The organism is Alcanivorax sp. IL3, assembly GCF_047495465.1.
GTDB lineage: Bacteria > Pseudomonadota > Gammaproteobacteria > Pseudomonadales > Alcanivoracaceae > Alcanivorax > Alcanivorax jadensis.
Window position 1 is genome coordinate 1,199,808 of the sequence record NZ_CP179931.1, and the last position, 15,490, is coordinate 1,215,297.

9 protein-coding genes are annotated in these 15,490 nt (G+C 60.0%); 5 read left to right on the top strand and 4 right to left on the bottom strand.

The window, feature by feature from the left end; translation table 11 throughout:
* Positions 1 to 293: 293 nt before the first annotated feature.
* Positions 294 to 1,886, bottom strand: coding sequence for an ABC1 kinase family protein (locus ACMG4M_RS05710; protein WP_414430892.1), 1,593 nt, complete (start codon positions 1,884 to 1,886; stop codon positions 294 to 296).
* 359 nt (positions 1,887 to 2,245) lie between these two features.
* Between ACMG4M_RS05710 and ACMG4M_RS05715 the strand changes: the two genes are divergently transcribed.
* Both ACMG4M_RS05715 and ACMG4M_RS05720 read left to right on the top strand, forming a co-directional pair.
* Positions 2,246 to 3,505 carry a hypothetical protein gene (locus tag ACMG4M_RS05715; RefSeq protein WP_272974882.1) on the top strand — a complete coding sequence of 420 codons (1,260 nt, stop codon included), beginning with the start codon at positions 2,246 to 2,248 and terminating at the stop codon, positions 3,503 to 3,505.
* A 12-nt stretch (positions 3,506 to 3,517) separates the two neighbouring features.
* Entirely contained in the window at positions 3,518 to 3,934 is a 417-nt protein-coding gene (locus tag ACMG4M_RS05720) for a hypothetical protein (protein WP_272974883.1), read from the top strand.
* Between the two features lie 177 nt (positions 3,935 to 4,111).
* Here the strand turns inward: ACMG4M_RS05720 and ACMG4M_RS05725 are convergent, their stop codons facing one another.
* Both ACMG4M_RS05725 and ACMG4M_RS05730 read right to left on the bottom strand, forming a co-directional pair.
* The gene (locus ACMG4M_RS05725; protein WP_035248976.1) at positions 4,112 to 6,064 is read right to left on the bottom strand and encodes a monovalent cation:proton antiporter family protein; all 1,953 of its coding nucleotides are present in this window, start codon (positions 6,062 to 6,064) and stop codon (positions 4,112 to 4,114) included.
* 101 nt (positions 6,065 to 6,165) lie between these two features.
* On the bottom strand, positions 6,166 to 6,957 hold the full coding sequence (locus ACMG4M_RS05730) for an endo alpha-1,4 polygalactosaminidase (RefSeq protein ID WP_414430893.1): 792 nt from the start codon (positions 6,955 to 6,957) through the stop codon (positions 6,166 to 6,168).
* Positions 6,958 to 7,194: 237 nt separating this feature from the next.
* On the opposite strand from ACMG4M_RS05730, the gene ACMG4M_RS05735 reads away from it, so the two are divergent.
* Together ACMG4M_RS05735 and ACMG4M_RS05740 are read left to right on the top strand one after the other, a co-directional pair.
* Positions 7,195 to 8,619 (top strand): MBL fold metallo-hydrolase RNA specificity domain-containing protein, encoded by a 1,425-nt coding sequence (locus tag ACMG4M_RS05735; RefSeq protein WP_414430894.1) that lies wholly within the window; start codon positions 7,195 to 7,197, stop codon positions 8,617 to 8,619.
* Positions 8,620 to 8,627: 8 nt separating this feature from the next.
* On the top strand, positions 8,628 to 11,330 hold the full coding sequence (locus tag ACMG4M_RS05740; protein WP_414430895.1) for a cation-translocating P-type ATPase: 2,703 nt from the start codon (positions 8,628 to 8,630) through the stop codon (positions 11,328 to 11,330).
* Here the strand turns inward: ACMG4M_RS05740 and ACMG4M_RS05745 are convergent.
* A complete protein-coding gene (locus ACMG4M_RS05745) occupies positions 11,297 to 13,648 on the bottom strand; it encodes a xylulose 5-phosphate 3-epimerase (protein ID WP_035249029.1) in 2,352 nt (783 codons plus the stop codon). The two genes, ACMG4M_RS05740 and ACMG4M_RS05745, sit on opposite strands and share 34 nt — an antisense overlap.
* 137 nt (positions 13,649 to 13,785) lie before the next feature.
* Between ACMG4M_RS05745 and ACMG4M_RS05750 the strand changes: the two genes are divergently transcribed.
* Positions 13,786 to 15,453, top strand: a complete 1,668-nt coding sequence (locus ACMG4M_RS05750; RefSeq protein WP_052042969.1) for a Na/Pi cotransporter family protein — start codon at positions 13,786 to 13,788, stop codon at positions 15,451 to 15,453.
* Positions 15,454 to 15,490 lie beyond the last annotated feature (37 nt).

Sequence of the window (15,490 nt, forward strand, 5' to 3'; positions counted from 1 at the left end):
TTGTTATGGGTACGTACGTTCTTATTGGTACGTTTGTACAACTAAAGGACTGGGAGAGGCTGTAGCGTTATTGTCAAAAAGGGGGAGGGGTTTGTTACAGGGGGGCATCAAGCGAGGCCGGGTGATAACTGTGTAGGGTGCACTGAGCCTAAGGCGAACTGCACCGATCCGCCGCCGGGGTGGTGCAGTTCGCCTTAGGCTCAGTGCACCCTACGAAGAGGAGGGAGTTGGGAGAGCGGTCGAGCCAACCGGACATGGCAAACGACCGCTCAACAGAACACGGAAAAGGCAGTTTACGCCACCAGCCGGTTATCCAGCGGGCGGGTCAGGTACCCCAGCACCAGGGCGGCGATATCCACCTTGGGTTGGTAATGCAGGAAGAACCCGCCCAGGGTGCCGAACACCCGCGCGAGCATGATGAAGTCGCCGGGCATTTTTTCCACCGGGTCATGCTCCAGGTGATCCAGCAGATGGCTGACCTGTTGCATCATTTCCTCGGCGCTGGGCCAGCCCTTGTCCGGGTCAGGATAAATAATGGCGTTGCGTACCTGATCCAGAATGGCAGCGACGAACGCCAGCAGGGTGTCTGGATTACCGCTGCGGGTGCTGAAGCCCATGGCAGTAAGGGTGTCGGCAATGACTTTCTGATCGTTCACCACGCAGGCCTGCAAGACCCGGAAATAGCCGTGCCGTGCCGCATCGCTGAGGCTCTGGGCACAACCGAAATCCAGCAGTACCAGGGTGTCGTGGTCAGTGATCATGATGTTGCCCGGGTGCGGGTCGGCATGGAATACGCCGCCGTGCAGCACCTGGGAGAACCAGGCATCCAGCAGCCGATGCAGGACCACACCCAGGCGCTCCGGGTCGGTGTGGTGCAGTTCATCCAGCACGGTGGTGAGTTTGCGGCCATGCACGAATTCGGTGGTCAGCACGTGGCGGCTGCTATGTTCTGCCACCAGGGCCGGGGTGGTGATGCCGTTGACGCCTGCCAGTTGCGCGCCGATCTGCGTCATCACCCGGGCTTCGCGCTCATAGTCCAGTTCTTCGCGCACGGTGCGCTGGATTTCACTGACGATGGTATCCATGTCCATGGGTGGCAGGGCGGATTTCACCGCATCCATGAACACCTTTAGCAGGGTCATATCCAGCTCCACCACTTCGTCCAGGCCCGGGCGTTGTACCTTGACGGCGACCTCGCGACCATTGTGCAGCCGTGCCCGGTGTACCTGCCCGATGCTGGCAGCGGCCAGCGGTTCCGGGTCGAAATCGGCAAACAGTTCGTTCAGGGGCTGACCGAACTCCTGTTCCAGCACCACGGCAATGTCCTCGAAGGGCACCGGGGTAGCCTGATCCTGCAGAATGGTCAGCTCATCGACCCAGGCCTGGGGGAGCAGGTCCGGGCGGCTGGACAGCAGCTGACCGATCTTCAGGAAGGCGCCGCCCTGTTCCAGGGAGGTATCGCGGAAGCGGCGGGCATTGCGCTGGTGCAGGTTGGCCAGGGCGGCTTCGCGCATGCTGGTTGGCAGAAAGGCGGAGCGGGTACCCCACAGGCGGTAGCTTGCCACCACCTTGGTCAGCATCCAGCCGGTTTTGCTCAGGCGCTTGAGGCGGGTTGGCCAGCGGCGCGCCTCGTCGGCCAGGATCTGCATTTCCTCGTTCACGGCGTTGGCGCCACGGCCCACCGCTTTACAGGCCTTGATGGCCTGGTCGGCAATCTCGCGACCCTGCCAGGCGGTCTTCTCAATGGCTCTGATACAGCCTTCCACCACGGCCAGCCAGGCCTTCAGGCCGCTGTCTTTCTGTTTGCGCTCGGCAAAGTCGTTGAGCGGCTGCCAGTTGGGCTCTGCCGGGGTGTTCGGAGTCTGATTCAATGACGTGTCACGCATTAGGCACGCCTCCACTTTGTGAATAGGTGTTCACAAAATAGGGGTGAAGAGAGGATTTGGCAAGCAAAAGGGTTTACGACTGTTCACTTTGTAGGGCAATTCATGCCGGGGCGCTGATGGAATGGGGGGGCTGCGCGTGGGGAAATGATGGCTTGGTGCTACCACGGGTAACCTTTCTTTGGTTCTTTCGTACTAAATTCAAAGGGTTACGTGCTCTGGTGTGATGGGCGGTAGTGCCGTGTGGATAACCGGCACTGCAGGCGACGTTTCCCTCACCCACAGTGGACAGACTCCGATACCGTTTGGGAACGGCGGGTCGGTGCCTTTAACAATAATAACAACGTAATCAGAGGAACCTGATGACAACCACTACCAGGATGTTGGTACCAGCCGTGTTGTTGCTGGCGCCGGTGGTCCAGGCGCAATCTCCTGCGTCGCTGGAAGACATGGAGCGGCGTCTTGAGCAACTGGAAATGCAGCAATACGAAAAGCAGAACAACTGGAGCGATCGCCTCTCCGTTAACGGCTTCATGACCTATGGCGTTACCCGTCACGATGTTCATGTTCGCGCCAATAATGGTGACCCGATCGATTACATCGATCGTACTACCGACGAGATTTCCCACCGGGAGCTGTCACGTGCGGGGATCCAGTTCAATGCAACCATCAGCGATGAGACCAGTGCTACGGTACAGGTGCTGGCCCGGGGGCGGGATGATTACGATGCACAAGTGCAGTGGGCTTACCTGAGCCATGATCTGTCGCCGTCGGTGACGGTTCGGGCCGGCCGTATGGTGTTGCCGTTTTTCATGCACACCCAGTACAACAATGTGGGTTACACCTACCACTGGGCGACCTTGCCCGGTGAAGCCTACGACGTGGTGCCGTTTGACACCATGGAAGGGGTGGACCTGAGCTGGAATCTGAACACTGGTCCGGTCTCCCATCGTCTCAATGTATATGGCGGTGCCACCGATGTGCCCAGTTTTTCGCTGCCCGCACCGGTGGTGTATGAAGTCAGCGAGTTGACCGGCATCAATCTCACCAGCCAATGGCGGGACTGGACCAGCTGGCTCAGTTACAGCCATGCGGAAGTGACCCTGGATCTGACCGACCTTGCCGGCCCTACCGGTCTGCCGGTGGCGGCACTGGAAGCGCCCGTCAGCCTGGACGAGGCCCAGACCTATATCAGCAGTGTGGGCCTGCAGTATGACAACGGCGCCATGGTGCTGATGGCAGAGCGTACCCAGCTGGGTATCGAAGGCTGGTTCCCCACCAAGTGGGGCGGTTATGTCAGCGCAGGGTATCGTTTCGGGCCATGGATGCCGCATGTGACCTGGGGTGCTGCCAATGCCCACGGCGTCAGTGAAGCACAGAGCGAAGGACCGGTCGCCGCCAACTTCTCTGCAGCCAATCAGGTGCGCAGTAAAAGCTGGACGCTGGGTTTGCGTTACGAGCTGGAAGTGGGCGTTGCCGTGAAACTGGAAGCACAGCGCTTTTATGACATGAGCAACGACAAGATCATGACCAACGGTCTGTTCACTCCCCAGGGGTCGGCACCTTCCATCGAAGAGGAAGAACCGACGGTATTCCGGCTCACCGTAGATGCGGCCTTTTAAGGGAGAATGATCATGTTGAAGAAAGTGTGTGCTGTCTTCCTTGTCCTGTGCTGCCCCGCGTTATCATCCGCCGGCATGCTGGTGATAGTGGCGGAGTCTTCGCCATTGGCGCAGATGGATCGTCATGAAGTCCGTCAGCTTTACATGGATAATGCGTCCCGCTTTGGCGGTTATACCGTGACCGTGTTGGATATGCCGGAGGGCAGCCAGCAGCGCGAACGCTTCTATGAGGGCGCCACGGGCAAGTCCGCGTCGCAATTGAAAAGCTACTGGGCCAGAATGATTTTCACCGGCCAGGGTATGCCGCCACGGCAGGTGAAGAATGCCCGGGACATGGTTCAGCAGGTAAAACAAAACCCGGGTGCCGTGGGTTATGTGCAGGAGTCGGATCTGCAGGAGGGATTACGGGTGTTGTTGCGTTTGCCATGATGGTCAGTGGCAAGTTGCAACGCGCGACCAGTGTGCCAATCGATAACCACGACCGCCGCGTTCCAGCGGCGGTTTTTTAATGATGTGATAACTCGCGCTGAAGCGCGGTCACTGTCGGTGCTGCATCGACTATAGCTATCGCGCGTTGCAACTTTCTACTTGTAACTTGCTACTGCCTTACCCTCCCAGCAAGCGGTTTTCCGCAGCTTCCACTGCTTCCAGCGGACCGTAAAGAATCACCGTATCTCCCGGCTCGAGAACCAGCTCTGGGTCAGGGCTTTCCAGTGTCTGGTCATCCCGTTTTACCGCCCGGATTTCCACATCCCGTAATGCACAGCGTGCAATGCTCCGGCCGATGCCCCGGGCCTTGTCGGATAATGTCACCGCATGCAACAGGCGGTACGGGTTGCCGGCACTGTCGGTAGTGGGCAGGGTGTCGCCGTGATAATAGCCCTGCAACATGCGGTAGCGTTCCCGGCGGGTCTTGCGCAGCGTGGCCATGACCCGGTCGAAGGGCACATCCAGCATCATCAGGGCATGGGCAACCAGCATCAGCGAAGCTTCCAGTACTTCGGGGACCACTTCTTCCGCACCGGCATCGATCAGCGCATCAAGGTAAGTGTCGTCCCGGGTACGTACCAGGATACGGATATTGGGATTGAGCTCCCGAGCGGTATGCAGGATGCGCTCTGCCAGACGTGGGTCGTCAAAGGTCACCACCAGCAGGCGAGCGTGCTGAATACCGGCATTGACCAGGATTTCCTTGCGGCTGGAATCACCAAACAGGATGTGTTCACCGGCGGCGCTGGCTTCCTGTAGTCGTACCAGATCCCGGTCCACCGCCACGGCTTTCATGTGGAAGCTGTTCAGGTAGCGCATCAGGTTCTGACCCACCCGGCCATAGCCGCAGAGGATCACGTGGTTGCGGGTTTCATCGGAGATCGGGGTGTCTTCAGGAATTCTTTGCCAGCGTTGTAGCAGCCGGCGGGTAAGACGACCGCTGTTATCCAGCAATGCGGGCGTGAACACCATGGTCAGCACCACGATGGAGACCAGCAAGCCAGCCTTGTCCGGCGTAATCAGCTGATGAGAGACCCCCAGTGCAACCAGCACAAAACCGAACTCCCCCGCCTGGGAGAGAATCAGCCCGCTTCGCATTGCGGTATCGCTGCGCTCTTTCAACAAGCGCAGCAGCGTAAATATCAGCAGCCCCTTGAACAGCATCAATGCCGCAGCGGCGAGTATGATCCAGTGCCACTGATCGGCGAACAGGTTCGGATCCACCAGCATGCCGACACTGATAAAGAAAAGCCCCAGTAGCAGATCCCGGAAGGGGCGCAGGTCGGCTTCGATCTGATGGCGGAAGTGGCTCTCGCCCAGCATCATGCCGGCCAGAAAAGCGCCCAGGGCCATGGACAGGCCCAGCCAGTGAGTTACCCAGGCCGCCAGCAATGCCAGTAGCAGGGCGGTCATGACAAAGACCTCATCGGAACGGGCGCGGCCGGTTTCTTCCAGCATGCGTGGCAGCACCCAACGGCCGATCACATAGATACCGGCAAACAACAGCAGGGATTTGCCCAGCGTCAGTGACGCCACGGACCACATGGGGCCGCTGTTTTCCTGAGTGAGGATCGGCAACATCACCAGCATGATCACGGCGGCCAGATCCTGGAACAGCAGTATGCCAGTGGAGGTTCTGCCGTAGCCGGTATTGACCGATCCCCGGGATATCAGATCGCGGATCACAATGGCGGTTGAGGAGAGGGAGAGAGCACAGGCGGTAATCAGAGAGGGTGTGTAGTCAAACCCGAGCAACCGCATGATAGCGAACACTGCCAGGCCGGTGAGGGCGACTTGCAGCGGGCCGGCGCCGAAGACGATACGGCGCAGGGTCATCAACCGTGGGATGGAAAATTCCAGGCCCAGCGTAAACAACAGAAAAACGATGCCAAACTCGGCCAGGTGTTGAATGCCGTCGGTATTGCTGACCCAGCCAAAGCCGAAGGGTCCGGCAGCAAGGCCGCAGAGCAGGTAGGCCAGAATGGGTGGCATACCAAGCCGCCGAAACAGCACCACGGCAGCCACGGCGGTGCCGAGCAGAACAACAATGAGTGTGAGGGCATCATGCATAGAAAAACCGGGTTCCTGAAGAGCCAGGTTCCCAGTGTAGCAGCCCGCCCATGACAGGACAGACCAGGATGTTGATCCTGATCAATGGGGCCGGAAATGGCTTAGAAGCAACTGAAGCGGAAGCTGTCGTCCAGCGCCAGGGGAAGGGTCATTGAGCGGAAGCCCAGAATCTCCATATGTTCGCAGTGGAAGGTTCTCTCCCCTGCATCCTGGCTGAACCGATAGTCAATATGCAGTACCGGTTTGCCGGCATCGATGAAGGGTTGCAGCAGGTGACACTCGCGCCATTCATGGCAGGATTCGTTGATGGCAAAATCCGCATAATCCACCAGTTCCCTGACCTGTTGCAGGTCATTTTTCAGGGATACGGCGAGGCTGTACTGATGGGCGGTGCGAAACAGAAAACGGTTATAAGAGAGCTGCTGCCTGCTATTCAGAGGGAAGCCGGTTTCATTGGTATAGCCATCCACATTGTCCGGATCGACCCCATCGCAGCCTTTTTGCGCGGCCAGTTCAATACGATCTGCCATGCGCTTGCGAACATTGAGGGAGCGGATATCCAGCCAGCGCTCGCCCGGCCAGTTACCCAGGCGTCGGCCCTTGTCAGTGGGCAGGAAACGGTAGCGGTCCGGGCGCCAGTTTTCGTAGGTCCCGGCGGAAAAATAGCAGATCACCTTTTTGCCAGCGGCCTGCAGGTCCTGAATAACACTCTCTTCGGTATCGAACAGATCCACCACATAGAGATCTACGTCATAGCCGATGTTGACCTCACCCTGTAGCTGGATCTGCCACTGCACGTCCACGTGCGGCTGGTACCACTCGGGCGCCAGGTTGCCGCCATCGGTGGGTAGAGGCAGTAATAGTGCGGCAAGCAGGTTTAACGGAAGATCCATTGGGCACCGAAAAATGGCAGGTGTTAGTTAACCGATTTTTCATTGATGTGTGACAGATTACTGTTCAATTCCACGGTAAAAATGTAGATGTAGCGTGTCCACAATGACATTCTGTTACCTGACAGGGCGGCATGTTCGGCGGGGTGCTGCAGTCTGCCGGAGAGTGGAGGTGATGCTGTCGCCCGAACGTTCCGGCCAGTGGACGCCGGCAAATCTGATTCACGGGCAGGGGCAAGAATGATGGCTAAGGATAATGAACCGGCTATTACGGTAACGTCTCATGGGGCGGCAGGAGAGGTGACCGGCTCTTGTCACCGGCTAACCGTGCAGGGCAAGTCCGTGTTGCTAGACTGCGGTATGCATCAGGGTGGTGATGTGGTGAAACGTCTGCAGGAGGAGCGTTTCGACTTCAATCCCCGGGATATTGATGCGGTGGTGCTGTCCCATGCTCACCTGGACCATAGTGGTCTGTTGCCCCTGCTGGTGGCAGAAGGCTTTGGCGGGCCGATTTACTGCACCCATGCCACCCGAAACCTGCTGGCGATTATGCTCGAGGACGCTGCCAGTATTTACCAGCGTGATCTGGACAATGGTAACTTGCGTCGCCGTCGTGCCGGCCGCCGCCAGTTGAGTCCCCGTTATACCCTCGATCATGTGCGCCAGGTGCTGGAACAGTGCCAGCCACTGAGTTATCGCCAGGATGAAACGATTCTGTCTGGCCTGGATTTGAGCCTGCTGGATGCCGGGCACATTCTCGGCTCCGCGGTGGTTGTGTTGACCGTGGCCGGGGAGCTTCCTCGGACGCTGGTCTTTTCCGGTGACCTGGGGGCCAGCCAGCGCGTGCTGATGCGGCCACCTGAAGTGCCCGAACGTGCAGACCTGGTGTTGATGGAAAGTACCTACGGCGACCGTGATCACCGTAGCCAGGAAGACACCATGACAGAGCTGGAACAGATCATCGCCGAGGCGCGCAATGATGGTGTGATCATGATGCCGGCCTTTGCGGTTGGTCGAACTCAGGAATTACTGTTCCACTTGGGCTGTCTGTATCACCGGGGTCTGCTGTCCGGTTGGCAGGTGTTTCTGGACAGCCCCATGGCGCTGGAAGTCACACGACTCTATGACCAGTGGCTGGATGCCATGGATAAAGATGATCAGCGAGTGATGGCCCATTTCGGGGCCCGTTCACTGCAAGAGTTTTTGCCGGTGCTCTCTCCCACTCCCGACGTGGAGCAGTCCATGCGCATCAACCGCATTGAGCGTGGCGCCATTATCATTGCTGGCAGTGGCATGTGTAACGGAGGCCGTATCCGTCATCACCTCAAGCACCGTCTGTGGCAGGAACGTAATCATCTGGTGTTCACTGGCTACCAGGCACGCGGCACTCTGGGGCGGCAGATAGTGGATGGGGCCAGCCATATCCGCATGTTCGGGCAGCGTTTTGTGGTGCGTGCCCAGTGCCATACGCTGGGCGGTTTCTCTGCCCATGCCGGTCGTAATGAGCTGTTGGCCTGGGCAAAGGGCATTGGTGGAGAGCCCCGGTTTCGTCTGGTCCATGGCGAGCCGGAGGCGCTGGAAAGTCTGGCCGGTGCCTTGAGTGAGATGGGGATTCCGGTGTCTGTGGCCGAGCCCCAGGTAGCGTTCTCGCCAGATTTTTCCTGAGGCCCACAATGGATGCTTCCGCGCACCCGCAATGGCATAACGACAGCGGGGTTGCCGCTCTCGATGCCCTGGAGAGTCAGGCTGAGGGGCTAACCAGTGAGCAGGTGGCTGCTCGTCGTGGCCGCTTCGGCGAAAACCGTTTGCTGGAGCAGAAGCCTCGCAGTGTCTGGCGGCGCCTGGCCAGCCAGTTTCATAACGTACTGCTGTATATCCTGCTGGCTGCGGCGCTGTTGGCGTTGCTGCTGGGCTATTACAGTGATGCCACGGTAATCCTGCTGGTGGTGGTGATCAATGCCCTGGTGGGCTTCGTTCAGGAAGGCAAGGCTGAGGCCGCCCTGCGCTCGATCCAATGCATGCTGGTTTCCCATTGCCAAGTACTTCGTGATGGTCGGCCGCATACCCTGGAAGCCAGTGAGCTGGTGCCGGGGGATGTGGTGATACTGGCCGCCGGGGACCGGGTGCCGGCAGATCTGCGCCTGCTGCAGGTGCGTGAGCTTCACTGTGACGAAGCCATGCTCACCGGCGAATCGGTACCGGTTGCCAAACAGCAGGATTCGTTACCCGGCGATTTTCCCCTGGCGGAAAGGCGCAATATGGCCTGGATGGGGTCCCTGGTGACCACAGGCAGCGCCCAGGGCGTCGTGGTGGCCACCGGCATGGCAACCCAGCTGGGGCACATCGGGAACCTGGTGGCCACGGTCAGTGCGCCGGTGACCCCGTTGACCCGGGCGCTGACTCGTTTCGGTCACCAACTGGCGTTGCTGATCATTGTGGTGAGCGGTATAGGGCTGGCCTGGGGGGCCGGCATCATGGGGCTGGCGCCCGGCGAATTGTTACGGGTTGCCGTGGGGGTGGTGGTAGCGGCGATTCCGGAAGGGTTGCCGGCGGTGGTCACCATTACCCTGGCCATAGGCGTGCAACGGATGGCCAGGAACCATGCGGTGATTCGCAAGTTGCCGGCGGTGGAAGTGCTCGGTTCGGTGACGGTGATCTGCTCCGACAAGACCGGCACCCTGACCCGCAATGAAATGACCACCCGCACTTTTGTCACCGCTGCTGGTCAGGTGCAGTTGTCCGGCGAGGGGTATGCGCCGCAAGGCCTGGTTGAGAGCAACAGCCCGGCGGCATTGGAGATTTTTGCCCGCGCCGCCCAGGTGGCCATGCTGTGCAACGACTCCCACCTGAACCAGCGTGATGGGCAATGGGTGATGCAGGGTGATCCCACCGAGGGGGCCTTGTATGTGCTGGCGCGCAAGGCTGGACTGACGGAAGCGTTTCGCCAGCAGTGTCCGCGCAGGGATGAATTGCCCTTTGCCGCCGAGCGGCTCTACATGGCCACTCTCAACGAAGTGGCGGGTCAGCCCATGCTGATGGTCAAGGGCGCGCCGGAGCGCTTGCTGGCGCTGTGCGATCAGCAACAGAGCGGCGACGGCGCCGAACCATTGAATAGCGACTATTGGCAACAGCAATTGGAGAGGTTGGCCGGGGAGGGCATGCGGGTGCTGGGACTGGCCTGCAAGGTCATGCCCTCGATGGACCGTCCTATTGGCCATCCGGATCTGGAGCAGGGGCTGGTGTTCCTCGGCTTGACCGGCACCACGGATCCGCCCCGTCAGGAAGCGGTCACTGCGGTGGCGCAGTGCCAGCAGGCCGGTATTCGCGTCAAGATGATTACCGGTGATAACCCCCGTACCGCATCGGTCATCGCCGCCCAGTTGGGGCTGCGCGGCCAGCGTGTAATCACCGGCCAGGAATTGTCTGCACTGGATGACGGACAACTGGATCAGGTGCTGGCCGAGGTAGATGTGTTTGCCCGCACCTCGCCGGCGGACAAGCTGCGTCTGGTGGAGCGGTTGCAGGCCGGGGGGCAGGTAGTGGCGATGACCGGAGATGGTGTCAATGATGCGCCGGCGCTGCAGCGCGCCGACATCGGCGTCGCCATGGGCGGCAAAGGCACCGATGCGGCCCGTGATGCGTCGGCCATGGTGCTCACCGATGACAATTTTGCCACCATTGCGGCGGCGGTGCGCGAAGGGCGCACGGTCTACGACAACATCGTCAAGGCACTGCTGTTTCTGTTGCCTACTGGTCTTATCGAGGCGTCGGTATTACTGGTGGCGGTGGTGCTCGGTACGCCGCTGCCGATTACCCCGGTGCAGATACTCTGGGTAAACATGATCACGGCAGTCACCCTGGCGTTGGCGTTAGGGTTTGAACACGGCGAACCGGATCTGATGCGCCGCCCCCCACGGCCACCCAGCCAGGGATTGGTATCGCCATTGTTGCTGGGGCGCCTGCTGTGGGTGGGTGCCCTGGGCACCGCGCTGGTGTTCTGGCAATTCAGCCGTTTCGCCGAGACGGATCTGGATCTGGCGCGAAATATGGCGGTGCTCACCCTGGTATGGATTGAGATTACCTACCTGTTTGCCTGCCGCCGGCTACTGGCCCCTGCCTGGTCCGATCTGTCGCTGACGAGACTGTTGCCAACCCTGATGGCGGTGCTGGCCGTGTTGCTGCTGCAGTGGCTGTTTTTCGTGGTGCCCTTCATGCAAACCCTGTTCGCTTCCCGCCCCCTGTCCCCGGCTTTCTGGGGGCAGGCAGCGGCGGTGGCGCTGTTATTGTTGCTGGCAGTGGAAATGGAAAAATGGCTGATCCGCCGCCTGCGTTCTCGCCGCCATCAGCGAAGGGCATCCGGGTCGCCGAGCCCCTGAGCCGCGGCATTTTCATCAGTGGTCAGCCAGGGCGTGGCCGGCTGGCCCAGTAGCTCCGCTACCTGCTGCAAGACATGGGCCCAGGTGCTGTGGTTGGCGTAGAGCATGCCGAAGGTGTCCAGTGTACCGCCGCGATTGCGATAGCCCAGGAAGCGGCTGCGTTCACCGGTATCCAGCGGGCGCATCACACCGCTGAACACTTCCGGGTGACCGTGGACCAGGAATACCCGTTCCGCCACGGTTGGCAACAGCTGTGTCATGGCGGAGAGGGAATGCAGGCTTTGCGCTTCCTCGGAATCGCGCGGGAGCCGAAAACGTCCGGGCTCCTGTATCACCGACAGGCAATGGGGCATGCCATGCTCTTTCAGGCGCTGGCTGGCCCGTTGCATTTCCACCAGCTGGTAGGCGCCGATGGCTACCAGCTGTACCCGGGGCGACGGGTCCTGATGCAGGCACAGGGCGCCCTGGTCCGTCAGTTCCCGGGCCTGCTCTTCACTGAGTTGCGCGGGCTGGGGATTTTTCGGCACCACCAGAACGGCGACCTGCCCCCGGCTGCGGTAGATTTTCAGGAGTGCCTGCACTGCGCTGCGCGCGTCCACCGGAAACAGCACCGGCGCCACATCCTGCATTTCCGCCAGCCAGGCTTCGCACAGGGTTGGGTCCTGGTGGGATTGCTCATTCTTGCCGTTTTCCCAGGTGTGAGAACTCAGCAGAATCGGCACGCTGATCCAGTGGGGGCCTCGGTCGGCATGGCGGCGCTGTCTCGAGAAGAGAATTTCCTGGCGCATGGCGCCGAGCATTTTCACCGCAAAGGCCTCGTAGCTGGCAACCAGATTGAGTCCCTGCTTGTTGGCCAGGGCGGCACATACCACCGCTTCTTCATTGAGGGCGGTGATCACCGAACCATGCAGGGATTCGGCAATGCCTTGCTCCGGATCGGTGACCCGATGCTGCAACAGGTCCAGGCTTTCATTGAGACGGTTGCTGCGCATCTCGTCCGGGTTGCCAACCCGCACCCGTAATGCCGGGTTCGCTTTCACCAGTGCCACAAAGGCCTGGTCGATGGCCGCCATGGGAGCGGCGGGTAGTGTTAGGCCTGCCAGGTCGGGGAACTGTAATGGGGAAACCGGCGCCGGTTCTGCCAGGGGATGGTCCCGCTCCAGTGGGCGCTGGCTGTAACCATGATTGTTCAGTAATGCGACTGCTGCCTGCAGTTCTTCCGGCGGCACAAAAAGCGCGCCGGCGCCGTCGTTGAATCGCTGGCGGGTTTTCGCATCACTGGCCGGGTTATCAACCAGTGGCAGGTTGTGCGCAGCATTGGTGCCGGCACCGGGAAAGCCGAACCCCTTTGTCGTCTCGGCGATGATGTAGGGCAGCGGGGCTGGGTAATCAGCTTGCCGACGCAGGTTGCCCAGACGTTGTTCCGCTTCCAGCAAGGCCCAGGCAAAGGCTGCCGGATCGCGCCCGTCGATGGTGATCGGATCAAAGCCGTTGAGGGTCAGGTGGCCGGCGAACCAGCTGCTGCCACCGGACTGGCTGAGACTGGTACGCTGGTCAATACGGCGGCCGTTGGCAATCATCACCGGCAACAGGTCGCCGCAGTCCTGGCCCCGCCACCAGCGAGGCGTCCAGTCACTGCCACGTTGTTCTTCGAAGGCGCCATCACTGAGAAATGCCACCAGTGATTGGTCGGGTAATGGCATGTGGGCGTACTGCAGTTCTGCAAATCCCAGGTAGCCTCCCTCCATGATGCCGCCGGCAGTGTAGGCGTTGACGTGGCTGCCCAGTGGCGATTGCGGATAACCGTCTGCCTTGACGCCGTAATGATAAAAATCTGCCACAAAACGGGCGAGCCCGGCCTCGTCGAGACGGTAACGTTGCGCATGGGCCGGAGACAGATTGCCGGTGAGCAGATTCACCGCATCAATGGCCGCCACGCAATGCCCTTGTCCCATGAGCCAGCTGCGGGTCTTGCCGCTCAGACTGTTGGCGAGCAGATAGCCGACATAGGCCGGCACCATGTTGAGGGCACCGCCAGTATGACCTTCCGGTGTCTGCTTGAAATCGTCGGCAGTCAGCGGTTGGCCATCCAGCCGCGGGCGCTGCACGTAGGTCATGTTGGCTACCAGCCACATACCCATACAGGTGAGGCGATCCGCTGCTGCCAGCAGTGCCAGCCAGCGTCCGCGGGTGACCGGGTCGCCGGCCTTATCCAGCAGCGTCTTCAGGCGCGACAGGGTAGAGTCATTGTGTTGAATAACACCATAACCGGCAGACCAGGGTTGCATGTCATCGGGCAGGGAAGGGGCGTCTTGCATGATCATTGCTCTCCGTGTCTGTCTGATCGTCGTGGTTCATCATGGCTGAAGCGATAGTGATGACGCCAGGGAGTGAAACGCAGATAGTATGACAGCAGTCCGTCACTGATTTGTTGACAAGGAGCAGAGACGTAGCAATGGAGTATGTAACAACGGTACTGGGTGGTGTGGGCCTTTTTCTGCTGGGCATGTGGTTGATCACCGAAGGGCTGAAAGTGGCTGCCGGTGCGTCACTGGAAAAGCTGCTGGCCAGTTGGACTCGCAATCGCCTGCGTGGTCTGTTGTCCGGCACCTTGTTGACGGCGCTGGTGCAGTCATCCAGCGCCATAACGGTGGCGGCACTGGGTTTCGTCAATACCGGCCTGTTGCGATTCGAACGGGCGGTGTGGGTGATCTTTGGCAGCAATCTGGGTACCACGCTGACGGCCTGGGTGGTGGCGCTGGTAGGGGTCAAGTTTCAGATCAATGCCATCGCCCTGCCATTGGTGGGTATCGGTGCCCTGATGCGGGTGTTTGCGCCGGCGGACCGTTATCGCAATCTGGGTATGGCGCTGGCGGGGTTTGGCGTGTTGTTTCTGGGCATCGAGGTACTGTCCAGCGGGTTCCAGCACATGGGAGAGAGTTTCCCGTTACCCGATGCCGGCACACCGTTGGTGTGGCTGATTCTGGTGGGTATTATTCTGACCACCCTGATGCAGTCCTCCAGTGCCGCTGTAGCGTTGGTGCTCACGGCTCTGGCTGGCGGGTTGTTGGGTTTTCGCGAGGCGGCGGCAGTGGTGATCGGCGCGAATGTGGGCACTACCTCCACAGCGTTGTTGGCTACGCTTGGGGCGACGGCCAATGCGCGACGTCTGGCGGTGGCCCATGTTCTGTTCAATATTCTCACTGGTGTGATGGCGCTGTTATTACTGAGCCCCTTGTTGGACCTGGTGGGCTACCTGGCCGGGCTGTGGCAGCTGGATGGTGATCCCGCAGCGCAACTGGCGCTGTTCCATACCTGCTTCAACCTGTTGGGCATTGCACTGATGTGGCCGCTGGAACCGCCTCTGAGCCGCTTCCTCTTGCGCCGTTTTGGTGAGCGTCAGAAGAGCACCGTACAGCTACAATTTCTCGACAGAAACCTGGTGACATTACCGGATGCGGCGAGAGTGGCGCTGAGTCAGGAAATGCAGCGTTTGCTGGCGCAGTATCCGCAGGCGCTGGCCACCTTACCGGCACCTGATTCTGATCGTCTGGAGCAAATCGCGGATCGAACCCGGTTGCATGCCGGTGTGGGGGATTTCCTTGCCGATGTGGCTCGACAACAACTGGTGGATGAGCAGGTGGCAGCCTTTCAGATGGGGTGGCGGCTGCAGGGAAACCTGGTGAACATGGATGAAACCCTGCAACGGCTCAATGGTTTCGGCCTGGCCATGCAGCGCCACTCTGACTGGCCTGTTATTCAGGCGTTACTGTCACACTGGTTTGCCAATGCCAGCAGAGTGATGGAACAGGACTGGCAGCGTGGCGGTGAACGGGGAGCGGATGCGTCTCTGCTTGGGCAATATGAAAGTACCAAGAGTGCACTGCTGGCGAATGCCATGGCTGGCAAACTGTCCCGCCAATCCCTGGATCTGGCGTTGCAAAGTCTGAGTCAGGGACGCTGGTTTCTGGAGCAATGGCAGCGGGCGCTGGAATATCATCATCAATTGTCTGCTCGTGACCCTGTCGATGGCTCATTGGTTCCAGCAGCAGAAATGGTATCGATTGGGGAACAGGGAAAAGCAACAGTTTCACGCGAGCGCGATACAGAAAACGCTTATTGAGTGACCGTTACTACCGCAATGGCCGAGGAACAACCAT